Raw genomic sequence first — 24,835 nt, 5'->3', positions numbered from 1 at the left:
ACCCAGCCGAGCACCCGGAGTTCGTCCGTCGTGGTGACCACGGCGATGTTCGTGGCCGCCGTCTACTTCCTGCTGCCCGTGGTGTGGCTGGCGATTTCGGCGACGAAGTCCGCCTCCGACCTGTCGACCACGTTCGGGCTGTGGTTCTCCGGCAACCACCTCGGGCAGAACCTGCACGACACCGTGACCTTCGGGGACGGCCTCTACCTGCGCTGGCTGGCCAACAGCGCGCTGTACTCGGTGGTCGGCGCCGCGGCGGCGACGCTGCTGTCGGCGATGGCCGGGTACGCGCTCGCGAAGTTCAGCTTCCGCGGGCGGTCTTTCACCTTCTCCGCGGTGCTCGCCGGGGTGCTCGTGCCGCCGACCGCGCTCGCCGTCCCGCTGTTCCTCATGCTCGCCGGGGCGGGGCTGACGAACACGGCGTGGTCGGTGCTGCTGCCGAGCATGATCAGCCCGTTCGGGGTCTACCTCGCCCGGGTGTACGCGGCGGCGTCCGTCCCGGACGAAATCCTGGAAGCCGGCCGCATCGACGGCGCCGGTGACGTGCGCATGTTCTACACGGTGAGCCTGCGCCTGATGGCTCCGGCGCTGGTCACGATCTTCCTGTTCCAGTTCGTCGCGATCTGGAACAACTTCCTGCTCCCCCTGGTGATGCTGACCAGCGACCGGCTGTACCCGGTGACGCTCGGCCTGTACACGCTCAACACCCAGATCACCCGCGACCCCGACCTGAAGGCCGTCGTCGTCACCGGATCGCTGCTGTCCATCATCCCGCTGATCCTGGCTTTCCTGGCGCTGCAACGGTTCTGGCGCACCGGGCTGGCCGCCGGGGCGGTCAAGGACTGACCACGCCCGGCAGCCGGACCACGAACCGCGTGTCGCCGGGCGCCGACACCGCCTCGATCGAGCCGTTGTGCCGGAGCGCGACGATCTCGTGGCACAGGTGCAGGCCGAGGCCGGTGCCGCGGCCGATGTCCTTGGTGGTGAAGAAGGGCTGGAACAGCCGCGGCAGCAGGTCCGGCGGGATCCCCGGGCCGCTGTCGCGCACCTCGACGACCGCGCACGGGCCCTCCCGGCGGGTGGTCAGCCGCAGTTCGCCGCGGCCGCCCATGGCCTGCACGGCGTTGCGGACGAGGTGGGTCCAGACCTGGTTGAGCTCCCCGAGGTGCGCGATGACCGGCGGCAGCGGCGCGTAGTCGCGGACGACGGCGAGGCCGGTCAACGTCGGGGCGAGCACGCGCAGCGTCGCCTCGAGCCCTTCGACGACGTCGACCTCGCGGTCCGGGGCGCGGCCGAGGTCGGAGTAGGCGGCCGCCGAGGCGACCAGGGCACTGATCGCCCGGCCGGCGGAGCGGGCGTCCTCGGCGAGACCTTGGGCGGAGAGCCGCCCGGCGAGCAGCCGGACGGCGAGGTCGAGCACGTCCGGTCGCACGGCGGCGGCCAGCGTGTCGAGGGCGGCGGTGGTGAGGGTGGAGAGGGGCGGGGCGAGGTCGGCGGCGTCGTTGAGGCCGGCGGCGGTGAGCCAGTCGGCCACCGCATCGACGGCCTCCGCGGCCGCCAGGGGATCCGGCTGGGCACCGCTGACCAGCCGGTCCGGCGAAACCCGCTCGGGGGCGGCCGAGCCGATCGTCGGCCGGCCCGGCGAGACCCGCTCGCCGGCGGCCGAACCGGGCGTCAGCCGGTCCGGCGAGACCCGCTCGCCGGCCGGCCCGGCGGCGGCCGTCAGCCGGTCCAGCGCCGCCCGCTCGCCGGGTGACGCCGCGGCTCCCCACGCCGTCGCCGTCGCCGTCAGTTCCGCGGCCGTGGCCTCGAACGAAGCCGCCGCGCGGACCAGGGCCGCCACCGGGTTGTTGAGCTCGTGGGCCAGGCCCGCGGCCAACGTCCCCAGGCCCTCCATCATCGTGCGCCGCCCCGCCTGGGCTTCGTAGGAACGGATCCGCCAGACCAGCACGGGCAGCAGCACGCGACAGATCTCCGGGCAGCGCACCAGCATCCGCAGGAAGGTTTCGCGGTCGTACGCGAGCAGTTCCACCGGGCCGACCGCCGTCGCCGCGGCCACGTAGCCGCCGCCCGCCAGGAGGGGGAGCTCGCCCGTGTACTGGTGCGCTGCCGGGGGTTTGCCGGCCGCGTGCGGTGCCGCGGCCGGGTCGGCGAAGTGACGTCCGACGATCTGCTCGCGGCCGTCGATCCGCTTGCTCAGCAACAGTTCGCCCGCCAGCAGCACGTAGAAGTGCTCCGCGGGCTGGCCGTCGTCGAACAGCTGCTCGCCGTCCCGCAGGAGCTGCCGCGTGCCGGCCGCCGCCAGCCAGGTCCGGCGCTCGTCGTCGAGCGCCGCGAACAGCTCGATGGCGCGCAACCGGGCGCCCGTCACCGGGGTCATGCGTACGGCCGGATCCACGCGTCGCCGGTCTCCGGCACGCCGGCGTTCTCCTGCAGGACACGGTAGGCGTGCGCCACCGACGCCAGCGTCACGTGGTGGTGCCAGCCGCGGAAGGAGCGGCCCTCGAAGTCGGCCAGCCCCGATTCGTCGTGCAGCCGGGCCAGCCCCTCGGCGACGCCGCGGTGGCGGCGCACCAGGTGCACCAGGTCCGGCATCCGGGCCTGGGTGATGTTGGTCAGGTGGATCAGGTCCGGCTGCGGCCGGCCGGACACCCGCTCGGCCAGCAGCTGCCGGGTGCCGCGGTGCAGCCGCGCCGGTGCGGGCGCGGTGCGCCCGGTGGCGGCCAGCGGGGCCAGCACGAACTGCGAAATGCTCGCCGGCCCGTGCGCGGTCTCCCGCCAGTTCATCGTCATCCGGCCGAGCCGGCGGGCCTGGCGCACCAGCTCACCCGCGGTCCTCGGCTGCGGCGCGCCCAGCGCGGCCGCGGGCACCGCGCCCGCCACCGGGGTGTCTTCCGAAACCTGCACGACGTAGTGCAGGCCGCGGCGCTCCAGCCCGCGCAGCAGCGCCTCGACGTGCCGCTCGTGCCGGGCGTCGACGAGCACCGGCAGCGCGGGCAGGTCCCAGCCGTCGAGCATCTCGTCCAGCATCTCCATGACGTGCGCCCAGCGCGGCCGGTGCCGCTCCCCCGGCGGCACCCGCGAGCGCGTCCGGCGGCCGCTGTCCTCGTCCCACTCCCGCGGGAGCTGCAGCCGCCAGTCGACCGGAACGCTGCCTTCGTCGCAGGCCAGGAACACGGCCAGGCCCAGCTGGCAGTTGAGCACCCGCTGGCTGCTCGGGGCGAACTGCTTGGCCACGCCGACCGAGCTGGCGCCGTTCTTCGGGAACACCGCTTCGGCGATCACCAGCGCCCGCGGCCGCAGCGTGCCCGCGACCGCGCGGGCCAGCGCGGCGCGGACCGGCGCCCAGTGCCACGGGCTCTGGTTGACGAACTGCTGCAGCGACTGGTCGGCGCGCCAGCCGACGACGTGGTCGGAGATCCGGCGGATCGTCTTGCGGCCGGGCAGGGAGTACAGCCCGCGGACGTACACCTCGCCCCAGCGCCGCTGGTCGGAGCGGGCGAAGGAGGCGAACAGGTCTTGGCAGAAGGCGGACAGGTCCACCGGATCGGCGGGTGCGACCGGGACGAAGCTCTCGATGCGGGCAGTGGTCATGGTTCCCCCAAACGGTTTGCTTCTCGTGCCGTGCGTGGATCAGGCCGCGGCGCGGCCGACCCGGCACACGGCGAGCTCTTCCTCGCCGTGGGCGTAGTGCAGCCGGACACGCATCGCCGCGGCCTGCGGCGCGTACCGCGTGCGCCAGTCCTGGAAGTGCGCCCACGCCTCGCCGTACCCGCGCTGCTCGGGCAGCCCGGCGAGCACCGCCACGCGGACGCTGTGTTCGAACCCGCGTTCCTCCCTCCCCTGGAGGCTCACCGCGGGCCGCGGCAGGTCGATGCCGAGCTGCCTGGCCAGTGCGGGCAGGCAGCTCGAACCGGCGTCGAGCACCGACCGCGCGCTGTGCGGGGCCCACGCCGGTGCGACGGCGTGGGTCAGCGCGGCGGCGTCGAGCACCAGCACCGCCGCGTCCAGCCAGCACAGCTCGCTGGCGGGCCGGAAGCAGGTCAGCGCCGGGTAGCCGGTGTGGGTCGCCCGGATGTCGGCCAGCCAGCCCGTCCACTGCCGGAACAGGTCGTCGAGGTGCTCCCGCGAGCCGAACCGCAGGTGCTCGGCGAGCAGGAACTCCGCCTCGGACGGCTTGGTGCTGTGCGTGCACAGCTCGGCGACCATCCGTTCGCGACGGCTGTAGGCGGCGACGATCCGCGAGAGGTGCAGCCCGAAGACCAGCAGCACCTGCAGCACGGCGAGCCAGCCCGCGACGGCGAGCAGGGCCGCCGCCCCGGAGTCGTCGCGCAGCACCATGAACCGCGCGATCCCGCCCGGGGTCGGCGGGATGCCCGCCAGCGCCGGGACGAGCAGGGCGGCACCGAGGAAGGTGGCGGCCAGCCAGCCGCCGCCGACGAGCATCAGGGCGAGCGGAGCGCACAGGTCCAGCACGCGCTCGCGGCCACCGGGCGGCAGCCACCGGGCGAGGGCGGCTCCCCCGCCGCCGACCGCCCGCACGGCCAGCCGCATCAGCCGGCCGGACCGCTGCCGCGGGGTGAACACCGTGCGCAGCACGCTCAACCCGGTCACCGCGAGCAGGGTGATCCCGGCGAGCAGCAGGGCCGCCGGGATCACCGGATCACCGCCGAGGCCGGTCGCCGTGGATCTCCGCCGTGCCGCACCCGCCTGCTCATCCCACCGGCCTCCAGTCCGTCCAGTTCTTCGAGCTTGCGCCGGTGAACGCCGGCCAAACAGAACCGGCTTGTAGTGGTACTGGGAATGCCTGCACTCGGTTGAGTGACGGAAGTGGTCACACTCCGTCAGCTCGATCTTGACCGGTTCCCCTGTCCGGGCGAGCGTGAACACTCATCCACCAGCGGAAAGGGGACTCCGATGGACTGGCACTTCGTCGGCCGGGCCGAGCACCTCGAACGGATCCGGTCCCGCCTCGCCGAACGCGCGCCGGATCCGCTCGTGGTCGTCGGGGAGCCTGGCATCGGCCGTACCAGCGTGGTGCGCAAAGCGCTGGCGGGCCTCGATCCCGGGCGGGACGCGCTGCTCGAGGTCCGCCCGGGCGGGCACGAGCCGTTCTCGTCGCTGCGGCACCTGCTGCCGTCCGGCGGGCGGCCGGCGGGTCGCGACGCCGTGCGGGAGGTCGCGGACGCGGTGCGGGCGCGGGCCGCGGGCCGCCGTCCCGTGCTGCTGGCCGACGACGCGCACCTGGCCGACCACGCGACGATGCTGGTGCTGCAGCACCTCAACCGGCACGCGGGCGCGTTCCTGCTGCTGACCCACCCGATCCCGGCCCCGCGCCCGGGCGGCGGCGACCCGGTGGACTGCCTGCGCTACGAACGCGGCATCCAGACGCTCCGGCTGCCCCCGCTGTCGGTCGACGAGGTGGGCGCGGTGGTGGCCCGGCTGGTGGACGGCCCGGTCCGTTCGGCCACGACGGAGGCGCTGCACGCGGCCACGGCGGGCAATCCGGGGCTGCTGCACGACATCGTGGTCCGCCAGGACCTGCGCGGGCGGATGGTCCGCGAGGGCGGCCGGTGGCGCCTGGCGGATTCGCCGCCGGCCGAGGGACCGGCGTTGACGTGCCGCGGTGTCGCGCACCTGCTGGCGGCGGTCGCGCGGGCGTGGGAGTCCCTGGCCCTGGACCAGGTGGAGGACCTGTGCCGGCTGGCGGCGTGGAGCGGCGCGGGCGGCGAGGTGGCCCTGGTGCAGGCGGCGGTGCACCTGCTGCGGGGGCGGGCGGCGGAGGCGTTCGACGCGCTGGACGGGCGTGGGGCAGGCGGGGCCGGGATGGGCGCTGTGCTGGACCTCCGCGGCGCAGGCGCGGAGAGCGGCCGCAGCGCAGGTTCGGACGCGGTGCCCGACCGCGCCACACCCGGCGAAAGTTTCGGCGGTGCCCCGGAAAACGGGCCCGGTGCGGCCGCCGGGCACCCCGATGATCCGCACCCCCTCCTCCTCCGCGCCATGTGCCTCGCCTTCGGGCGCCGGAACCCCGGCGAAGCCGATGCCCTCCTCGCCGCCGCGGCCGCCGCGTCGCCCCACCGGGATCGCCTGCACGCCTACCGGGGCTGGCTGCTCGCGGTGGCCGGGCGGGGTTCCGAGGCCGCCGGTGTCCTTTCCGGTCTCACGCACCACCGGGACCGGCACGCCGCCCTCTTCGCCCACGCCGCCGCCGCCATCGGGCACCTCGATCTCGGGCGCGGGGCCGCGGCCGTGTCGCACCTGCGGCGGGCGCTCGTGCTCGCCGAGGCCGATCGGGCCGTTCTCCCTTGGATGGCGCCCTACCTGCGGGCCTACCTCATCGATGCGCTGCTGCTCGCCGGGCGGATCACCGAGGCCACCTCGCTGGCCGGCGAATTCCACGCCGCCGCGCCGGACTGCGGGTGGAAGGTCGCCGTGGCCATGGCCGCGTTGACCGCCGCCGCGCGGTCCGGTGGGGTGCAGGTCTCCTGAGCACGAAAGGACGTCCGAAGAAAGGACCACCCGGCCCCATTCCGGTTCGCTCGGTCCCCGGGTGATTGGTCCTCTTAGGTCGTTTCGCCGGATATCGGCGGATAGTTCACACCAGCGGACCGCCGTGGCCGCCCGGATGCGACCGGTCCGGCCCGTATGCTGTCCGAATGGCCCATTGCCTGGGGGATTTTCGTCCGTTTGCCCATCGCGCCCGAGGCCGGCATGTCCACGGCCGGTGACAGCCGGCGGGAACTGGCCAAGTTCCTGCGCAGCAGACGCGAGCGGATCACGCCGGACGAGGTCGGGCTGCCCGCCGGGCCGCGGCGGCGCACCGTCGGGCTGCGGCGCGAGGAGGTCGCCGTCCTCGCCGGGCTGAGTCCCACCTGGTACACCTACCTCGAACAGGGCCGCGGGATCCAGCCCTCGCGCGAAGTCCTCGACAGCCTGGCCCGCGTCCTGCGGCTGACCGAGGACGAACGCCGGTACGTGCACAGCCTCGCGCACGGCTCGGTCGTCCAGACCGCGCCGCTGACCACGGACGTCACCGCGACCGACCTCATCCGCCAGGTCGTCGCGCAGTTCGACGACAGCCCGTACCCGGTCTACGCCGGCGACCAGTACTGCGAACTCGTCGCCTGGAACCAGGCGGCCTGCGAGTGGTACGACGACTGGTCGGCCCTGGCACCGGGGCACCGCAACTTCCTGCACTGGCTGCTGTCCTCGCCACTGGCCCGGGAACGCCTGGTGGACTGGGAAGCGGTCACCCAGGACACGGTGGCCCGCTGGCGCGCCGAGTGCGCCCGCCACCCCGACGACCCGCACATCCGCGCGCGGATCGCCGAGTTCACCCGGCTCAGCCCCGCCTTCGGCGACTGGTGGGAGAGCCACGAAGTGCTGGAACACCGGTCGGCCGTGCGGCTGTTCCGGCACGGGCACCTCGGGGTCCAGGCGATGCGGATCGTCGTCCTGCAGTCGCCGGAGTTCACGCCCTCCGGCGTCGTGCTGCACCTGCCCGCCGGCGCCGAATAGCGGCCGCGCGTTTCGGCATTCCGTTATTTGGTCGTTGACCACCGGTCGGTCGGCGAGACAGGCTGTGCGCAGTGTGCCGATCGTGCTCGGTATTGCCGGCCCCTGTGCAAGTGGTTGCGGCCCCGAGCGAAGATCCGCCGACTGGGGAACGAGCAATAAAGGCCAGGCCCGCCATTCCGGGATCGCCGATGATGACCCGTGGCTGCACGAGGGGAAGTTATGATCTTGAGGACGAGCAGGGACCATGCCCGGCAAACTCCCGCCGAGCAGGGCGTCGCCATTGTCGGGGCCGGCTGCCGGCTGCCCGGCGCCGACACTCCGGCGCAGTTCTGGGAGGTGCTGCGAACCGGCCGGGACACCATCACCGAAGTGCCGGACGACCGTTTCGACATCGACCGGTGGTTCTCCCCCGAAATGGGAAAGCCGCACACGATCCGCAGCCGAAGCGGTGGCTTCCTGGATCGGATCGACCAATTCGACGCACGTTTCTTCGGCATTCTGCCCAACGAAGCGGAGCAGATGGACCCGCAGCAGCGGATGCTCCTCGAAGTCACCTGGCAGGCGTTGGAAGACGCCGGCCGGACCGCGCCCGAACTGGCCGGCTCGAATACCGGCGTCTACGTGAACATGTGCAATTCCGGATACTGGGACGTGTTGCGCGCGGCGGGCCGGCACGACCTGCACGCGGCGATGGGCGGCGAGGCGGGCGGGATGGCCGCGGGCCGGATCGCCTACCACCTCGACGTCCGCGGCCCGACCATGGCGCTGGAGTCCACCTGCGCCACCGCGCTGCTGGCGGTGCACGTCGCCGGCCGCGCCCTGCGGTCCGGGGAAATCGACCTGGCCATCGTCGGCGGCGCGAACCTGCTGCTGTCGCCGGACCCGTACTTCGCGCTGAGCGAGGCGGAGCTGCTCTCCCCCACCGGGCGCTGCCGGTTCGGCGACCGCGACGCGGACGGCTACGTGCGCAGCGAAGGGGCCGTGGTGCTCGTCCTCAAGCGTCAGGAGGACGCGGACGCCGACGGCGACCGGACCTACGCGACGATCATCGGCACGGCGGTGCGCGGGGACGGCCGCAGCGGCGGCAGCCTCACCAGCCCCGGGGTGTCGAGCCAGGAAGTCCTGCTGCGCACCGCCTACGAGGACGCCGGGGTCTCACCGGCCGACGTGGACTTCGTCGAGGCGCACGGGCCGGGCACACCGGCGGGCGACCCGGTCGAGCTGTCGGCACTGGCCACCGTGCTCGGCGAAGAGCGCGATCCGGCCCGGCCGTGCCTGGTCGGCTCGGCGAAGTCCAACGTCGGTCACCTGGAAGGCGCGGGCGGGGCGGTCGGCCTGCTGAAGGCCGCGCTCGCGCTGTACCACCGGGAGCTGCCGGAAACCCTGCACGTGCGCACCCCGCTGGCCGTCTTCGACGAACCGGGCGGCCCGCTGCGGCTGGCGCGGGAACGGACGCCGCTCACCCCGATCGGCCGCCCGGCGCTCGCCGGGGTGAGCGCGTTCGGCCTCTCCGGCGGCCACGCGCACACCGTGCTGTCCGAAGCACCGCTGGCGGCCCGCGCCACGCCTCGCCGCGCGGAGGCCCCGGCGTACCTGCTTCCGTTGTCCGCCAAGGATCCCACGGCCCTGCGAACGCTCGCCGCGGCGACCGCCGAACTGCTCAGCGCGCCCGGCGGGCCGTCCGCCGCGGACGTCTGCCACACCGCCGGGACGCGGCGCACGCACCACGAGCGCCGGGTGGCGGTGGTGGGCCGCACCCGGGCGGAGCTCGCCGACGAGCTGATCGCGGTGGCCGGCGGCCGCGGTGCCCGGCCGGCGCCGGTGCACGCGCCCCGGGTGGTGTTCGTCTTCCCCGGGCAGGGTTCGCAGTGGCCCGGCATGGGCCGCGAACTGCTGCGCACCGATCCGGTGTTCGCCGCGCGCCTGGCCGAATGCGACCGGGCGGTGTGCGACGAAGCCGGGTTCTCCGTGCTGGCCGCGCTGGAATCGGGCCGCACACTGTCCACTATGGACGAGGTGCAGCCGGTGCTGTGGGCGGTGCAGGTGGCGCTGGCCGCGAGCTGGCGCGGCCGGGGCGTCGAGCCGGGGCTGCTGATCGGGCACAGCATGGGCGAGGTGGCCGCCGCGGTGACGGCCGGCGCGCTGACGGTCGCCGAAGGCGCCGCGGTGATCTGCCGGCGCAGCGGCCTGCTGGCCCGCCGCCGGACGCCGGGTGCGATGTGGGCGGTGCAGCTGGGCGAGGAACCGGCGGCCCGTGCCATCGGCGCGCACGCCGACCGGGTCTGCGTCGGGGTGGTCAACAGCCCGCACGCGACGGTGCTTTCCGGCGACCCCGGTGCGCTCGCCGCGGTCGTCGCGCCGCTGCGCGCGACCGGCGTCCACTGCCGGCAGGTGCAGGTCGACTACGCCTCGCACGCGCCGCAGGTGGCCGGGCTCTGCCCGGACATCGAACGGACGCTCGCCGGGCTGCGCCCGCGCGAAGGCGGGGTGCCGCTGCACTCGACCGTGCGGAACCGCGTGGTCGGCGGCGCCGAGCTGGACGGCCGCTACTGGGCGGACAACCTGCGCCTGCCGGTCCGGTTCGCCGACGCCGTCGGCGCGGTGCTGGCCGATCCGCGGCCGGTGCTGTTCGTCGAGATCAGCCCGCACCCGATCCTGCACGCGGCGATCGAGGACGGCATCGAGGCCGCGGGCGCGGCCGCCGCCACCGTCACCGGCTCGCTCGAGCGGGAAGGACCCGAGGCGGCGACGATGCTGCGGGCGCTGGCGACCGCGTACGAGGCGGGCTGCGACCCGGACTGGGCGCGGCTGACCGAAGGCGCCTTCGTGCCGCTGCCCGGCTACCCGTGGCAGGGCGAGCGGTTCTGGGTGGACGACGGCGCCGGGGCGTGGACCTCGCCGGTCATCGCGCTGCCCCACCGGCACGTCCCCGCCGGCGAACGGTACGACGAGCAGGCCGACCGCCCCCGGCGGGACCCGGGCACCCCGGAGGAGTGCGCCGAGGACCTGCTCCGCCGCACGGCGGCGCTGCTCGGCATCGACACCGGCGAGGTGGATCTCGACGTGCCGCTGACGCAGCTGGGGGTCAACTCGCTGTTCGCGGTGAAGCTGGCCTACCGGCTGCGGTCCGATCTGGACATCACGATCAGCGTGCGTGAGCTGCTGCAGGCCCCGTCGATCGCGGAGCTGGCCGAGCTGGTGCACGACCGGCTGCCGGGAGCGGTCGACGCCGACCAGGCATCCTGACCGGCCCGTGGCGGCCGCCTCCCCCACGGGTGGCCGCCACGGGCCCCGCGGTGCCGGCAGTCCACTGTGGAGGAACCGGCGCGGGTGAGCCACCGGGTCTCCGCGCTCGGTCCGCCCGAGGCCGAACCTCGCGGTCCGCGAACACGCCACGACCGCACTCGAACACGGCGATCGCGCCGGCCCGGTGCGGGCCGGCGCGATCGCGGCCGGGGTACCGCGTCACGGGCGGCTCCGCCGGTGCAGCGCCAGCATCGTGATGTCGTCGGACTGCTCCGCGCCGGAGACGAACCGCGACAGCGTGTCCTCCATCTCCAGCAGCAGTTTTTCGGCCGCCGTCCCCGCGCGCCCGGCCACCGCGGTCATCCGGTCCATGCCAAACAGCGCGCCCGCCCGGTCGCGGGCCTCGACGACCCCGTCCGTGTAGAGGAACAGCGTGTCGCCGCGCTGGAGGCTCGTGTGGCCGAGCGTGTACGCGCTGCCGGGCATCATGCCGACGGCCGGCCCGGTCGGGGTGAGCAGCTCGTGCCCGCCGCCGGAGCGCACCAGGACCGGCGGGTTGTGGCCGCCGTTGATGTACAGCAGCGCGCCGGACGCCGGGTCGAGCACGCCGAAGAACACCGTGGCGAAGTAGCCCTGCCGCAGGTGGTTGCGCGCCATGTACCGGTTGGTGCCGAGCACGGCCTGGATCAGCGGGCCGGCGCCGAGGGACAGCAGCGGCGGCAGCACCGCGCCGGCCGGCGCCACCTCGGGCACGGCGTCCACCGGGCTCCAGGTGCCGGTGTGCTCGGCGGTGTGCCGCAGCAGGGTCCGGATCAGGGCCATGAACAGCGCCGCGCCGATGCCCTTGTCGCAGACGTCGGCGACGACGAACCCCAGCCGGCGGCCGTTGACCAGCTCGAAGCCGTCGTAGAAGTCGCCGGCCACCTGGCGCGCCGGGCGGAACCGCGACGCGAACTCCCAGCCCGGCGCCGACGGCAGCTCCTGCGGCAGGAACCCGGACTGGATCTCCCGGGCGATGCTCAGGTCGCGTTCGTACTCGCGCACGCTCGCCGCGGCCGCCATCTCCTCCACCGTCATGGTCAGCTGCCAGCGTTCCCAGCAGGACGTCATCCGGCTCCGCAGCAGGCCCGGCAGGTACGGCGGGACGACGAAGTCGAACCCGCCGCGCGCGCACGCCTCCAGCGCCTGGAAGTCCTCGCCTTCCGGGAACACCAGCAGGGTGGCCGAGGCGCCGGCCACCGCGACCTGCTGCGCGATCAGCGCGACCCGCTGCAGGCCGAGCGACGCCGACACCAGCAGCACGTCGGCGTCGAGCCGGCCGGGCCGCTCGGCGAACCCGGCCGCGCTGACCTTCGTCAGGCCGATGTCCTGCGCGCGCAGCACCCGCTCGAGCTCGGGGGCGGGGTCTTCGCTGTCAGCGACGAGTAGCGCGGTCGTACCGCTCATCGTTTCCTCCGTCGTTCGTGGCGCCCCGGTGCCCGCCGCGTTCGCGGTGCAGCACCAGGGTGTTGCGGTTGCGGCCGCGCACGTGCTCGTAGCCGAACTCGTCGACGACGGTCAGGGCCAGGTGCAGGCCGAGGCCGCCCGCGGCGCGCAGCGGCGGTTCGGCCGACAGCCGGGGGTCGGGGTGGTGGCCGCGCGGGTCGAACGGCGGTGCGTCGTCCTCGATGCTGAGCCACACCCGGCCGTGCGCCGCGTAGCCGCCGAGGTCGATCACCCCCGGCGCGCCGCGGTAGCCGTGGCAGGCGATGTTCGTGGTGATCTCGTCCGCGGCCAGCCGCAGCCGGTAGGCCTGCGGCGCCGCCAGGCCGCCCTGCGCGGCGAGCTCGGCGACGAGCCCGGCCAGGACGCCGTTGACGTCGTGGCCGCTGTTGACCAGCAGCCGGCGCGCGGCCATCAGGGCTCCGCCCGGCTCTGCATCACGATGGCCCGGTCGAAGCCGGTCAGGCGGATCGTCTCGGCCACCTCCGGGCGGGCGCCGACCAGCACGATGTCGCCGGTGCGGCCCAGCTTCTGGTGCGCGAAGACCAGGCACCGCAGCCCGGCCGAGGACAGGTAGGTCAGCTCGCCCGCCAGCAGGACGATCCGGCGGACCCGCTGCTCGACGGCCCGGGTGACCAGCTCGTCGAGCACGGCCGCCGAGCGCGAGTCCAGTTCGCCGGACAGCCACACCGTGGCGGTCCCGTCGTCGACGTCGAGCTTGGCCTGGAAGTCCGGGGGAACACTCATCGGTGGCTCACTCCTCGTGCGGTTGCGCCGGGGCGGGGCGCGGCCGGGCGAGCAGCACCGCGGACGACCGCGGGGCCAGCCGGACCGCGTCCTGCCGGGGCAGGGGGGGTTCGGTGCCGGGCGCGTGGCTGTCCGCGCCCGGCCCGGCGCCGGTGTCGGCGAACCGGTGCCAGCTCAGCTCGGCCGGCAGCCCGGGCAGCTGCAGCTCGTGCGGCTCCCAGTGCGCGTTGGCGGCCACGTAGACGCAGTCGTCGGTGCCGCTCGCGTCGCGCGCGCACAGCATCGCGGCGAACACGCGGCTGTGCGGCGACCAGTCCGGCGTCCACGCGCGCACGCCGTGCCAGCTGACGTCCGGGAACAGCCCCTGGGTGCGCCCGGTCGGCTGGCGGCGGCGCCGCAGGCACGGGTGCGCCCGGCGGAAGGCGATCAGGTGCCGGGTGAACTCGACCAGTGCGGCGTTGCGCTCGACCAGCGTCCAGTCGAACCAGGACAGCTCGTCGTCGTGGCAGTAGGCGTTGTTGTTGCCGTGCTGGGTGCGCCCGGCCTCGTCGCCGGCCAGCAGCATCGGGATGCCGTGGCTGGTGAGCAGGATCAGCAGCGCGTTGCGCACCTGCCGGTCGCGCAGCCGGGCGACCGGGCCGCCGTCGGCCGGGCCTTCGTGCCCGCAGTTCCACGAGATGTTGTGGTTCTCGCCGTCGCGGCCGTCCTCGCCGTTGGCGTCGTTGTGCTTTTCGTTGTAGGACACCAGATCGCGCAGCGTGAAGCCGTCGTGCGCGGTGACGAAGTTGACCGACGCCACCGCGCCGCGGCGGGCGTAGAGGTCCGGCGAGCCGACGAACCGGGTGGCCAGCTCGGCCACGCTGCCGACGTCCCCTTTGAGGAAGTGCCGCAGCGCGTCGCGGTAGCCGGCGTTCCACTCCGCCCAGCGGCAGTAGTCCGGGAAGCTGCCCACCTGGAACAGCCCGCCCGCGTCCCACACCTCGGCGACCAGCTTGCAGTCGCGCAGCACCGGGTCGTGCGCGAGCGCCTCCAGCAGCGGCGGGTTGGCCAGCGGGACGCCGTCGGGGGCGCGGCCGAGGATCGCGGCGAGGTCGAACCGGAAGCCGTCGACGTGGAACTCCGCCGCCCAGTGGCGCAGGCAGTCCAGCACGAACCCACGCACCACCGGGTGGTTGCAGTTGAGCGTGTTGCCGGTGCCGCTGAAGTTGAAGTAGTGCCCGTCGGGCGTGAGCATGTAGTAGGTGCGGTTGTCCAGCCCGCGCAGCGACAGCGTCGGGCCCCGCTCGTCGCCCTCGGCGGTGTGGTTGAACACCACGTCGAGCAGCACCTCGATGCCCGCCCGGTGCAGTTCCTTGACCGTGTGCTTGAACTCGTCGACCTGCATGCCGTGCCGCCCGGTGGCGGCGTAGCCGGCCTTCGGCGCGAAGAAGCCGACCGTGTTGTAGCCCCAGTAGTTCGCCAGGGGCTCGCCGGTGCGCGGGTCGCTGCGGACGTTGTCCCGTTCGTCGAACTCGAACACCGGCATCAGCTCGACGCAGTTCACGCCGAGCTCGACCAGGTACGGGATCTTCGCGACCAGCCCGGCGAACGTGCCCGGCGCGCCCACCCCCGAGCTGGGGTGGGCAGTGAACCCGCGCACGTGCGTCTCGTAGACGACCAGGTCCTCCGGCGGGATCCGCAGCGGCCGGTCGCCTTCCCAGTCGAAGTCGGCGGCGGCGATCCGGGACCGCCACGGCCGGTCCCGCCCGCACCGCCAGCGTTCGCGCCCCGACAGGAGCGTGGCGTACGGGTCGACGAGCAGCGCCCGGCCGTCGAACCGGTCGCCCTCGGCCGGGGCGAACGGGCCGTCCGCGCGGTAGGCGTAGGCGATCGCCTCCGGGTCGAGGCCGAACACCGTCATCGCGTACACCCCGCCGATCCGGAAGGATTCGTCGAAGGGCAGTTCCGCGACCGGCTCGTCCTCGCCGGCGCGGAAGAGCACCAGCGTCATCGCGGTGGCGTTGTTCGAGTACACCGAGAAGTTGACCCCGCCGGGCACCGGTGTCGCCCCGAAGGGCAGCGGCTGCCCGGCGCGGACCCCGAACCCGCCGATGCGGTGGGTCGGGTACGCGTCGATCCGCGCCGGCAACGACGTCCAGCTCATCACACCTCCTGCGTCGGTTCGCCGTCACGGCTCGAGCGCGGCGAGCCCCTCGGCGAGCGTGTCGGTCACGGTGAAGAACCCGAGGAACCCGGTCGCCGCCATCACCTCGCGGACGTCCGGCGGCGCGCACGCGAGCGCCAGCCGGGCGCCGTTGGCCTGCGCCTGCCGGTAGACCAGCAGCAGGACCCGCAGCCCCGCGCTGGACATGTACGACGTCCGGCCGAGGTCGATGAGCACCAGCCCGCGCGGCGGCACCAGGTCGCCGAGCTGCTCGTGCACCCTCGGGGCGGTGCTGCTGTCCAGTTCTCCGTCCAGCGCGATCACGGTGACCGCGCCCTGCATGTACTTGGCGACTTCCATGGCGTATCTCCGGTCTTCATCGGGCGATCAGCGGTCCACCGGCGAGAGGTGGGCGCAGACGGTCAGTTCGCCGTCGCTGTCGGGCAGGCGCACGAGCAACCGCTCGGGGTCGTAGCCGGCGTACGGGCGGCCGTCGACCTCGACCCAGTCCAGCCGGACCCGGCCCGGCGGCAGCGCGTCCGGCGCCACCCGCAGCACGCGGCCGGGAAACCCGTCGGGGCGCGGGCGGAACCACAGGGCCAGCGGTTCGCCGCTGATCAGCAGCCGCTGGTAGACGGTGGCGAGGTAGCACAGCTCGGAGGCGTGGTACATGCTCATCGAGTGGCTGCCCTTCAGCCGCTCGGTGCCGAGCAGGTACGGGACGCCGGAGGCGAGCACGTTGAAGTAGACGCCGCCCTCGTCGTGGTCGAGGAAGAAGGCGTTGTAGAAGGCCGAAGCCTGCCGGGCCTGGTCGAGGAAGGCCGGGTCGCCGCCGTTGCCGGCGAGCACCAGGTAGGCGAGGATCGCCTGCTCCTGCTGCCACCACGCCTTGCGGTCGTGCCAGACGAACCGGTGCCGCCCGTGCCCGGCCGCCGGCGTCCGCTCGAGGACGTCGTACCAGCCGCCGCGGCGCAGGTCGGCGCCGTACTCGGGCAGGGACTTGCCGATCCGGGCGGCCAGTTCGCGGTAGGCGGCCTTGGGGCGGATCGCGTTCATCCGCATCAGGTTCCAGGCGATCTTGAGGTTGTGCCCGACGACCGCGCGGTCCTGCTGCCAGCCGTGCCCGGTGTCGGGCGTCCAGTCGGCGTGGAACCGCTCGCGCACGAAGGGGCTGCCCTCGTCCGGGAAGTGCTCGACGATCAGGTCGAACGTCTCCTCCAGCAGGTCCGCGTGCCGCTCGTCGCCGGTGGCGAGGAACAGGTTGACCAGGTAGGCCGGCGCGTGGTCGCCGATCGAGTTCCAGTTCTTGCGCGCCCGGTTGGGCCCGAGCGACTCCTCGTGCGGGCTCAGCCGGAGCGGGTCGATGTGCGAGAAGTACCCGCCGTGCTCGGGGTCCCGGAAGAACCGCCGGAACAGCCGCAGGGTCGCCTCGGCGTCGTCGGCGATCCGCGGGTCGCCGGTGATGCGGTAGGTCTGGGCCGGGCCGGCGAGGGCGTAGATCTGCTCGTAGGCCGGGATGGCGTGGTAGTCGTCGCCGAACTCGGAGGTGAACAGCTTCTCGTGGTAGCCGCCGCGGACGTCGATCCCGTGGTACCAGTAGACGACGTCCTCGTCGCGGTCGACGAACCGCATGTGCTCGCGCAGGTACTCGGTGCCGCTTTCGGCGACCCGCAGGTAGTCCTCCTCGCCGGTGAGCAGGAACGCCGACGCCATGCCGTAGACCAGCCGCGAGATCGTGTCGGTTTCCTGCACGTGGTGGTCGCTCTTGTCGCCGCCCAGGCGCAGGACCGTGCGGTAGTCGGCGAAGTCGGCGTGCGCGGCGGTGCCGAACTGGGCCCGCCGGTAGAACCGGGCCAGCTCGGCGAGCTGCCGCACCCACCACCCGCGGTGCTCGAACGCGTACTCGGTGGCGCTCCGGCCGCAGAACACGACGTCCTCGACCTCGAAGACGTGCCCGCCGCGGTCCGGGTAGAACACCCCGTAGGCGAAGAGGGGACGGCCCGGTTCGAGGAGCTCGTCGAGCTCACCGGTGGCGTCGGCACCCGGTTCGCCGAGGTTGCGCAGGAACCGGGCCGAGGTCGTCGGGGTGAGCTCGGCCCGCACCGGCCGGCCGTCGTGCGTGCGCAGGTCGGCCACCCGGGCGCGGCGGTCGTAACCGGTGACGCGCGCGGCCACCAGGTCGGAGAAGGGGAAGTCGGTCATCGCAGGCACTCCCGGCCGGAGATCCGAAGTGGACGGTGCAGGACTCAGCCCGCCCGCCGCCACCGGCGTGGCCGCCGCGCCGAGCGGGCGGCGACCAGGTCGATGAGCGCGCGGGCGAACAGGTGGCAGTGGTCGGCGCTGCGGGCGGTGACCAGGTCGCCGTCGACGACGACGTCCTGGTCGGTGTAGACCGCGCCCATGTTGCGGACGTCGCCGAGCAGGTTCACGTGCGCGGTCACCCGGCGGCCGCGGACGTGCTCGGGGATCGGCGAAACCAGCCACAGGCCGTGGCAGATCACGCCCTTGAGCACCTCCGGCATGCCGAACGCGCGGCGGAGCAGGTCGACGGCCGGGGCGAGGCGGGCCGGGTCCTCGGTGTAGCGCAGGCGGTCGGACACCATGCCGGACGGCACGATCAGCGCGTCGAAGCCGGCGAGGGTCTCGTCGTCGACCTGCTCGAGGTCGTCGTCGACGGTCACCGGGAGGCCGAACTCGTGCCCGGTGAAGGTCAGCGAGTCCTGGCCCCAGAGCCGCGTCAGCCAGCGGACGGTGGCGCCCTCCTCGGCGAACCGGCGTTCGTAGTAGTGCAGTTCCGGCTCGACGTAGTCCGCCTCGATCAGGACCGCGATCGTCCGCCCGGTCAGCACGCCGCCTTCGCGCGGCACCAGCTGCTTCATCGCGCTCACGCCGTCACCAGGTCGATCAGGAACGGGCCGGTGGCGGCCAGCATCCGCTCGACGGCTTCGTCCACTTCGGACGCCTTGGCCACGCGCACGCCGTCGACGCCCATGGCCGCGGCCAGCTCGACGAACCCGATCTCCGGGTCGCCGAGGGCGAACCCGCCGGGGTAGCCGTGCGGCTCGATGCCCCGCTCGGCCCGGTACCGGTCGAGGTTGTGGTCCAGCAGCCGGTAGCGGCCGTTGTTGCAGACGACGAACCGGGCGGCGATGCCGTAGCGCGCGGCGGTCCACAGCGCCTGCGGGGTGTACATGCTGCCGCCGTCGCCGGTGAACCCGACGACCTGCGCCGCCGGCCGGGCCAGCTTCGCGCCGATCGCCCCGGTGATGCCGACGCCGAGGGAACCGCCCCGGGTGAGGAAGTAGGTCCCCGGCACGCGCGGCGGGAGGTGCTTGACCAGCCCGGGCGACGCGGTCAGCGCCTCGTCGAACACCACCAGGTCCGGGCCGGCCTGCGCGGCCAGCGCGGCGGCGAACCGTTCGACGAGCGGGCTGTCCCCGGTCACCTCCGGGGCGGTCCAGGTGTGGCGGGCGAGGTCGGTCCAGCCGGTGTCGGGCAGTTCGTCGGCGAGCAGGTCGCCGAGCGCGGCCAGGGTGGCCTTGGGGTCGGCCACCAGCGGCACGTCGACCGGGAAGTTCTTCGCCACCTCGTAGTCGTTCAGGTCGACGTGGACGATCTTCGCGCCGGGCGCGAACGGGCTGCGCAGTTCCGGGAACACCTCGGGGAAGACGTAGGTGCCCGCGATCAGCACCGCGTCGGCCCGGGAGACGATCCCCGCGCTGTGCGTGCCGAACATGTGCCCGAGCTGCCCGCGGTGGAGCGGGTGCGTGGTGTCCATGTTGACCTCGGAGTCGTTCACGCCCCACACCGGCGCGTTGAGCAGCTCGGCCACCCGGGTCAGCTCGGCCTGCGCGCCGGACACCGAGACGCCGTCGCCGAGCAGCACGATCGGCTGCTGCGCCGAGGCCAGCAGGGCGGCCGCCCGGTCGAGCTCGCCCGGCACCGGCAGCACCGCGCGGGTCGGCACCACCGTGCGCACCACGGGCTCGGTGGTGAGCTCGTCGAGCACGTCCATCGGCAGCGAGACGAACACCGGGCCGCGCGGCGGGGTCATCGCGATCTTCACCGCCCGCCGCAGCACCCGCAGCAGCGAGCCGGGGTGCAGCACCCGCGTCGCGTACTTCGTCACCGGGCGCGCCATGGCGACCAGGTCGGCCGCCATCTGCGCGTCGAGCGCGTCGTAGCGGACCCCGGCCTCGCCCGCGATCACCACCAGTGGCGAGTGGCCCCGCATGGCCTGGTACAGCATGCCGATCCCGTTGCCGAGGCCGACGCCCGTGTGCAGCTGGACGAGCGCCGGCCGGCCGCCGGCCCGGGCGTAGCCGTCGGCGATCCCGACGACCGCCGCCTCCTGCAGGCCCAGCACGTAGCCGATGCCGGGGAAGTTCTCGAGCTCGTCGAGGAAGCCCTGTTCCACCGTGCCCGGGTTGCCGAACATCCGGGTCATGCCGTCGGCGGCGAACTGCTCGAGCATCGCCACCCGGCCCGCGCGTGCGGTCATCGTGTGCTCCTTCGGTCTCGGGCGGTTACCAGCCGAAGCGGCGCAGGCCGTGTTCCAGCACCTCGACCAGCTTCTGCCCGGCGAGGAACGAGTCCGGGGTGGACCGGGCGGTGACGAACGGGTAGTCGACGATCACCGACGTCTCCTTGCCGACGTTGCCGTGGTAGCGCCCGTCCGGGGCGGTCGCGTCGCGCAGGATGTACTCCAGCGGGTACGGCGGCGGGCCCATGTTGAAGTCGACGCCGACGAACCCGGTGCCGTCCTTGTAGTCGTACTCCTTGCAGTGGCCGGTGACGTGCTTGCCGCGGATGATGCTGGTGCGGTCCTCCCAGTCGCGGGCGAAGGCCAGCGGTGCGACGCCGTAGCACTCGCCGACGACCGGCTTGTCCGCGCGGACGAAGGCGAGGATCAGCTCGTGCAGCCGCTCGTTGTTGGCCAGGTCCACGATCGGGCCGCTGCCGCCCACGATGACCAGCGCGTCGTACCGCGCCACCTCGGTGTCCAGAGTGGACAGCTCGCGGTGGTACGCCTCGATCAGCCGCAGGAAGCCGGGCTCGCTGGTGTACGGCCGCTCGGGGATCAGCTCGGCCAGGCTCAGCGGGTCGTCCAGCCGGGCCGACTCGTCGAGCTCGCGCGCGGCGACGGCGACCTCGGGCGTGGTGACCGAGCGGCCCAGCGGCGGGTCGACGTAGCCGGGGTCGAGGCTCGGCGGCAGCGCCTGCGGCCGTTTCCCGTGGGGGGTGGCGAACACGCTCTCGTAGCCGGCCGCGTCGGTGGCGGTCACCGGGCCGAGCAGCTCCTCACCCCAGTAGCCGTACTCGGAGAGCACGTACAGGATCTTCTTGGACATCGGCACTCCCGTGCTGGTGCTGGTGGGTTCCCGGGATCCGGGCTGAGGCCAGTGAAGCAACCGGATCCGCCGGGGAGCCAGCGAAAAGCCTTACGGCGCCGTCACTTCGACAAGTCGGGGCGGGGGCCGGACGTCGATTCGGGCGTACCTCGGCGGACTTCGTGACGTCGGGATCGCACCCGCGCGCGTCCGGTGCGGACACTGCGATCATGGTGACCGCCAAGCAGTCCGCGCCCGCCCTGCTGGTCGTCGACGACGACCCGACCGTCCTCAGCGCGCTGAGGCGGGACCTCGGCCGCTACCGCGACCGGTACCGCGTCCTGGCCACCGGCACGCCCCGGGCCGCGCTGGGGATCCTCGACACGCTGCGCGAGCGCGGCACCGAAGCGGCGTTGCTGCTGGTGGACCAGCGGATGCCGGAGATGACCGGCACCGAGTTCCTCGGCCACGCCCGGGATCGCTTCCCCGCCGCCAAGAAGGTGCTGCTGACCGCCTACGCGGACACCTCCGTCGCGATCACCGCGATCAACGAGGTGCGCCTGGACCACTACCTCGTCAAGCCGTGGGAGCCGCCGGAGGAACGGCTCTACCCGGTGCTCGACGACCTGCTGGCGTCGTGGGAGGCGGCCTACTGCCCGCCCTACGGCGGCATCCGCGTCGTCGGCCACCCGTTCGCGCCGGCCACGCACCGGCTGCGCGACTTCCTGACCCGCCACCAGCAGCCGTTCCGCTTCGTCGACGTCACGACCGCGAGCGGCGCCGACGCCGAGGGCACCGCGTGGCCGCGGGTGCAGCTGCCCGACGGCACCCGCCTGTGCCAGCCCACGCACCGGGAACTGGCCGAGGCGCTCGGGCTCGCCCCGGCCGTGGACCGGCCGCACTACGACACGGTGATCGTCGGCGGCGGCCCGACCGGGCTCGCGGCGGCCGTCTACGGCTCGTCCGAGGGGCTGAGCACGCTGCTGGTGGACGCCTACGTGCCGGGCGGGCAGGCCGGCACGTCCAGCCGGATCGAGAACTACCTGGGCTTCCCGGCCGGGGTGTCGGGCGCGGAGCTGACCCGGCGCGCGGTGGCGCAGGCCCGCCGGTTCGGCACCGACATCCTGGCGCCGGTCTCGGCGGTCGCGCTGCGGGCCGCGGGCCGGGCCCGGGTGCTGTGCCTTTCGGACGGCCGGGAGGTGACGGCGAGCGCGGTGCTGCTCGCGACGGGCCTCGCGTACCAGCGGCTGGAGGCGGCGGGCGCGGAGCGGTTCGAGGGTGCCGGGATCTATTACGGGGCAACGACTTCCGAGACGACGACGTGCGCACAGGGGCACGCGTGGATCGTCGGCGGGGCCAACTCGGCGGGCCAGGCGGCGCTGCACTTCGCCGAACACGCTTCGCGGGTGACGCTGCTGGTGCGCGGGTCTTCGCTGGAGACGTCGATGTCGCGGTACCTGATCGACGAGATCCGCCGCCACCCGGCGATCGACGTCCGCCTGGACACGACCGTGGTCGCGGTGGACGGCGACGACCGCCTGCGCCGCCTGACCCTCTGCGACCGCCGGACCGGCCGGGTGTCCACAGCGGACGCGGAGTACCTGTTCACGTTCATCGGCGCGCGCCCCCGGACGGAGTGGCTGGCGGACGCGGTGGCCCGCGACGGTCACGGCTTCCTGCTGACCGGCCCGGACCTCCCGGACGACCCGTCGAACGGCTGGGACCTGCCGCGGCGGCCGTTCCTGCTGGAGACGAACCTGCCCGGGGTGTTCGCCGCCGGGGACGCGCGGGCCGGGTCGGTCAAGCGGATCGCGTCCGGGGTCGGCGAAGGCGCCATGGCCGCGTCGCTCATCCACCGGTACCGCGCCGGATCCTGACCACGGAAAAGGCCACCCGGGCGAACCCGGGTGGCCCCGTCCGGCAAGGTCAGGACGTCACGGTCAGCAGGTACTGCAGCAACGTCACCAGCTCACCCCGCTCGGCGTCCGACAGCACGTCGAACACCGGGGCCAGCAGCTGGTTGGTGACGTCGATCGCGCTCTGCCAGCGCTTGCCGACCTGGCGGACGCGGGACGCCTCCAGCTTCCCCGGCCAGCCGAACAGGTCCCAGATCACCGACGGCGAGTGGTAGCGCAGCGCGTCCTGCGGGGCCAGGTCGCCGGCGAGGACCGCGACCATGTGCCGCGCCCCGCGCAGCTCGCGCAGGACGTTGAGCTGGTGCAGGGCGTGCGCCTTCGGTTCGGCCGGCACGTCCAGGGCCCGCCAGCCGGCGAACACCGGCGCCAGCTCGGGGCCGGCCGCGGCGACCACCGGGTCCAGGAGCTCGGCCAGCCGGGCCGCGTCGAACTCGTCCGGGATGTGCTCCTGGGCCCAGCCGGCGGCGCAGGCCGCGAACTCGACCGACGCCTCCTGCCGCGGCAGCACCTCGCGGCTGCGGTCCCACACCACCCGCAGCGACTCGGCGTTGACGAAGGTGAACCCGGCCGCGACGACGTCGGCGTCGACGTCGCCCAGCACCCCGCCGCGGCCGACGAAGTAGAAGTCCGACTCGACGAACCCGAGCTCCGCGCCGCGGGCCAGGGTCTTGCTGCCGAGCATGAAGCCGGACGGGATCCGGCGGATCGGGTCCTCGGTCGCCGCGGCGACGTCGAGTGAATGCATGGCTGGCTCCTTCTCGCCAGGAGGATGGGGGGAGGCGGCCGGGAACACGCGCGTCGGCACGGCCTGGCGCCAGCATGCGCCCCGGCCGGGGCGGTCAGCCAGAACCGGCTCATGCTGGTACTGCGAATACCACGACTGGTTCAGGCTCTCCACGCGCGCGACGGGTGCTCCAGGCTGGTCCCATGGCTACTGACGCATCCCGGCCGGACCCGCCCACGCGCTTCGGCGCCCGGCGCTGGCTCCTTCTCATCATGCTCTGCGCATCGCAGTTCATGGTCGCGCTCGACTTTTCGATCGTCAGCGTGGCCCTGCCCGCCATCGGGCGCGACCTCGGCTTCACCTCCACCGCGGACCTGCAGTGGGTGATGACGGCCTTCATCCTGTTCATCGCCGGGTTCCTGCTGCTGTTCGGGCGGGCGTCCGACCTGTTCGGCCGGCGCAAGCTGTTCCTCATCGGCGTCGCGCTGTTCACGGTGTTCTCGCTCGCCGGCGGCCTGGCCGAGACGCCGTGGCTGCTCATCCTGGCCCGGGCCGGGCAGGGCATCGGCGCGGCGATGGTCGGCCCGGCGGCGATGTCGCTGCTGACGACGTCGTTCCGCGAGGGGCCGGAACGGCAGAAGGCGCTCAGCGTCAACGGCGCGGTGCTGATGCTCGGCTTCATCGTCGGCGTGATCAGCGGCGGCGTCATCACCGGCGCGTTCGGCTGGCGCTGGACGATGCTGCTGCTGGCGATCATCGGCGGGGTCGTGTTCGTCGCCGCGATCGCGCTGCTGGAGGAGAGCAAGGACGCGAACGCGGCCCGGCTCGACGTGCCCGGCGCGGTGCTCGCCACGGCGGGCATCCTCGCGCTCGTCTACGGCATCTCGACCGGCGACAGCGCCGGCTGGGCCGCCCCGGCGACGATCGGCACGCTCGCCGCCGGCGTGGTGTTGCTGGGCCTGTTCCTCTACGCCGAGGCGAAACACCCGGCGCCACTGGCACCATTGGACGTCCTCAAGCGGCGGTCGGTGAAGTGGGGCGGGCTGGCCGGGTTCATCACCTTCGGCATGTGCGGCGGCGCGACCGTGCTCGAGACGCTCTACATGCAGGACGTGCTGGGCTACAGCCCGATGCGCACCGGCCTGTCGCTGATCCCCCTCGGCGGCTCCGCGGTGATCGGCGGCCTGATCGGGAACAGGACGATCGGCGCGCTCGGCGTGCCGCGCGCGCTCGTGTGCGGGCTGGTGCTGCAGGCGGTGTCGACCGGCCTGATGGTGCTGCTGCCGCAGAGCGGCGACTTCACGCTGCTGGCGCTGACCAACATCGGCCTCGGCTTCGGGCACGTCACGGCGGTCATCGCGTTCAACATCACGGTGACGTCGGGGCTGCCGGACGACAAGCAGGGCCTGGCCGGCGGCCTGGCGCAGACGGCGCAGCAGCTGGGCAGCGCGGTGTGGCTGCCGGTGCTGGCGGCGGTGGTCACGGCCCGCACGGCGAGCCTGGCGGGCACCGGCGACCCGGTGACGGCGACCACGAGCGGCCTGCACGCCGGCCTGCTGACGGCGGCGTTGATCGCCCTGTTCGGCGCGGCCGTGGCGACGATCTTCCTGCGCGGCCGGAGCACGGCGGCGGCCGCCGCCCCGGTGGCCGCGGGCGTCAACGACTGACGGATTCACCCCCAGAGCAGGCGCCCGCCGGTCTTCCCAGGGACCGGCGGGCGCCTCCCTTT

General features: G+C 73.7%; 19 protein-coding genes. 6 read left to right on the top strand and 13 right to left on the bottom strand.

Annotated features, from left to right (window positions below; all coding sequences use genetic code 11):
* Positions 1 to 30 precede the first annotated feature (30 nt).
* Positions 31 to 846: a carbohydrate ABC transporter permease gene (locus tag ABZW17_RS29800; protein WP_354821669.1), complete on the top strand. Its 816-nt coding sequence runs from the start codon at positions 31 to 33 to the stop codon at positions 844 to 846.
* On the opposite strand, the gene ABZW17_RS29795 is transcribed toward ABZW17_RS29800, so the two are convergent.
* Genes ABZW17_RS29795 through ABZW17_RS29785 form a run of 3 tightly spaced genes read right to left on the bottom strand, consistent with a single transcriptional unit; the run spans position 836 to position 4,659 of the window.
* The gene (locus tag ABZW17_RS29795; RefSeq protein WP_354821455.1) at positions 836 to 2,380 is read right to left on the bottom strand and encodes an ATP-binding protein; all 1,545 of its coding nucleotides are present in this window, start codon (positions 2,378 to 2,380) and stop codon (positions 836 to 838) included. The genes ABZW17_RS29800 and ABZW17_RS29795 overlap by 11 nt on opposite strands.
* Complete coding sequence (locus ABZW17_RS29790; protein WP_354821452.1) at positions 2,377 to 3,594, bottom strand: transposase; 1,218 nt, start codon at positions 3,592 to 3,594, stop codon at positions 2,377 to 2,379. Before ABZW17_RS29790 ends, ABZW17_RS29795 begins: the two co-directional genes overlap by 4 nt.
* A 39-nt stretch (positions 3,595 to 3,633) precedes the next feature.
* The gene (locus ABZW17_RS29785; RefSeq protein WP_354821449.1) at positions 3,634 to 4,659 is read right to left on the bottom strand and encodes a hypothetical protein; all 1,026 of its coding nucleotides are present in this window, start codon (positions 4,657 to 4,659) and stop codon (positions 3,634 to 3,636) included.
* Between the two features lie 258 nt (positions 4,660 to 4,917).
* Between ABZW17_RS29785 and ABZW17_RS29780 the strand changes: the two genes are divergently transcribed.
* The 3 genes from ABZW17_RS29780 (at position 4,918) to ABZW17_RS29770 (ending at position 10,764) form a co-directional block, all read left to right on the top strand.
* Positions 4,918 to 6,489: an ATP-binding protein gene (locus ABZW17_RS29780; protein WP_354821446.1), complete on the top strand. Its 1,572-nt coding sequence runs from the start codon at positions 4,918 to 4,920 to the stop codon at positions 6,487 to 6,489.
* Between the two features lie 198 nt (positions 6,490 to 6,687).
* Positions 6,688 to 7,518 carry a helix-turn-helix transcriptional regulator gene (locus ABZW17_RS29775; RefSeq protein WP_354821443.1) on the top strand — a complete coding sequence of 277 codons (831 nt, stop codon included), beginning with the start codon at positions 6,688 to 6,690 and terminating at the stop codon, positions 7,516 to 7,518.
* A 225-nt stretch (positions 7,519 to 7,743) separates the two neighbouring features.
* Positions 7,744 to 10,764, top strand: coding sequence for a type I polyketide synthase (locus tag ABZW17_RS29770; protein WP_354821440.1), 3,021 nt, complete (start codon positions 7,744 to 7,746; stop codon positions 10,762 to 10,764).
* Between the two features lie 219 nt (positions 10,765 to 10,983).
* Here the strand turns inward: ABZW17_RS29770 and ABZW17_RS29765 are convergent, their stop codons facing one another.
* The 9 genes from ABZW17_RS29765 to ABZW17_RS29725 are packed head-to-tail and all read right to left on the bottom strand — an operon-like array spanning position 10,984 to position 20,487.
* A complete protein-coding gene (locus ABZW17_RS29765; RefSeq protein WP_354821437.1) occupies positions 10,984 to 12,210 on the bottom strand; it encodes a PP2C family protein-serine/threonine phosphatase in 1,227 nt (408 codons plus the stop codon).
* Positions 12,179 to 12,661 carry an ATP-binding protein gene (locus tag ABZW17_RS29760; RefSeq protein ID WP_354821434.1) on the bottom strand — a complete coding sequence of 161 codons (483 nt, stop codon included), beginning with the start codon at positions 12,659 to 12,661 and terminating at the stop codon, positions 12,179 to 12,181. The genes ABZW17_RS29765 and ABZW17_RS29760 overlap by 32 nt, the downstream gene beginning before the upstream one ends.
* Positions 12,661 to 12,993, bottom strand: coding sequence for an STAS domain-containing protein (locus ABZW17_RS29755; RefSeq protein WP_354821431.1), 333 nt, complete (start codon positions 12,991 to 12,993; stop codon positions 12,661 to 12,663). The genes ABZW17_RS29760 and ABZW17_RS29755 overlap by 1 nt, the downstream gene beginning before the upstream one ends.
* Positions 12,994 to 13,000: 7 nt before the next feature.
* The gene (gene glgX, locus ABZW17_RS29750; protein ID WP_354821428.1) at positions 13,001 to 15,136 is read right to left on the bottom strand and encodes a glycogen debranching protein GlgX; all 2,136 of its coding nucleotides are present in this window, start codon (positions 15,134 to 15,136) and stop codon (positions 13,001 to 13,003) included.
* Between the two features lie 24 nt (positions 15,137 to 15,160).
* The gene (locus ABZW17_RS29745; RefSeq protein ID WP_003077073.1) at positions 15,161 to 15,496 is read right to left on the bottom strand and encodes an STAS domain-containing protein; all 336 of its coding nucleotides are present in this window, start codon (positions 15,494 to 15,496) and stop codon (positions 15,161 to 15,163) included.
* Positions 15,497 to 15,523: 27 nt separating this feature from the next.
* The gene (locus tag ABZW17_RS29740; protein ID WP_354821424.1) at positions 15,524 to 17,338 is read right to left on the bottom strand and encodes an AGE family epimerase/isomerase; all 1,815 of its coding nucleotides are present in this window, start codon (positions 17,336 to 17,338) and stop codon (positions 15,524 to 15,526) included.
* Positions 17,339 to 17,382: 44 nt separating this feature from the next.
* Positions 17,383 to 18,015, bottom strand: a complete 633-nt coding sequence (locus ABZW17_RS29735) for a DJ-1/PfpI family protein (RefSeq protein WP_354821666.1) — start codon at positions 18,013 to 18,015, stop codon at positions 17,383 to 17,385.
* Between the two features lie 5 nt (positions 18,016 to 18,020).
* Positions 18,021 to 19,637: a thiamine pyrophosphate-binding protein gene (locus ABZW17_RS29730; RefSeq protein ID WP_354821421.1), complete on the bottom strand. Its 1,617-nt coding sequence runs from the start codon at positions 19,635 to 19,637 to the stop codon at positions 18,021 to 18,023.
* 25 nt (positions 19,638 to 19,662) lie between these two features.
* Positions 19,663 to 20,487, bottom strand: a complete 825-nt coding sequence (locus ABZW17_RS29725) for a type 1 glutamine amidotransferase domain-containing protein (RefSeq protein WP_354821418.1) — start codon at positions 20,485 to 20,487, stop codon at positions 19,663 to 19,665.
* A 209-nt stretch (positions 20,488 to 20,696) separates the two neighbouring features.
* Here ABZW17_RS29725 and ABZW17_RS29720 point away from each other — a divergent pair, with 209 nt between their 5' ends.
* Positions 20,697 to 22,343 carry an FAD-dependent oxidoreductase gene (locus tag ABZW17_RS29720; protein WP_354821415.1) on the top strand — a complete coding sequence of 549 codons (1,647 nt, stop codon included), beginning with the start codon at positions 20,697 to 20,699 and terminating at the stop codon, positions 22,341 to 22,343.
* Positions 22,344 to 22,392: 49 nt separating this feature from the next.
* Here ABZW17_RS29720 and ABZW17_RS29715 read toward each other — a convergent pair whose 3' ends face one another.
* Positions 22,393 to 23,127, bottom strand: a complete 735-nt coding sequence (locus tag ABZW17_RS29715) for a hypothetical protein (RefSeq protein WP_354821412.1) — start codon at positions 23,125 to 23,127, stop codon at positions 22,393 to 22,395.
* Positions 23,128 to 23,309: 182 nt separating this feature from the next.
* Here ABZW17_RS29715 and ABZW17_RS29710 point away from each other — a divergent pair, with 182 nt between their 5' ends.
* Positions 23,310 to 24,773: an MFS transporter gene (locus ABZW17_RS29710; protein ID WP_354821409.1), complete on the top strand. Its 1,464-nt coding sequence runs from the start codon at positions 23,310 to 23,312 to the stop codon at positions 24,771 to 24,773.
* Positions 24,774 to 24,835: the final 62 nt, after the last annotated feature.

Source organism: Amycolatopsis sp. NPDC004625 (assembly GCF_040609695.1).
Lineage (GTDB): Bacteria > Actinomycetota > Actinomycetes > Mycobacteriales > Pseudonocardiaceae > Amycolatopsis.
The sequence above is the reverse complement of the archived record's forward strand: the minus strand, read 5'-3'. Positions and strand labels throughout refer to the sequence as shown.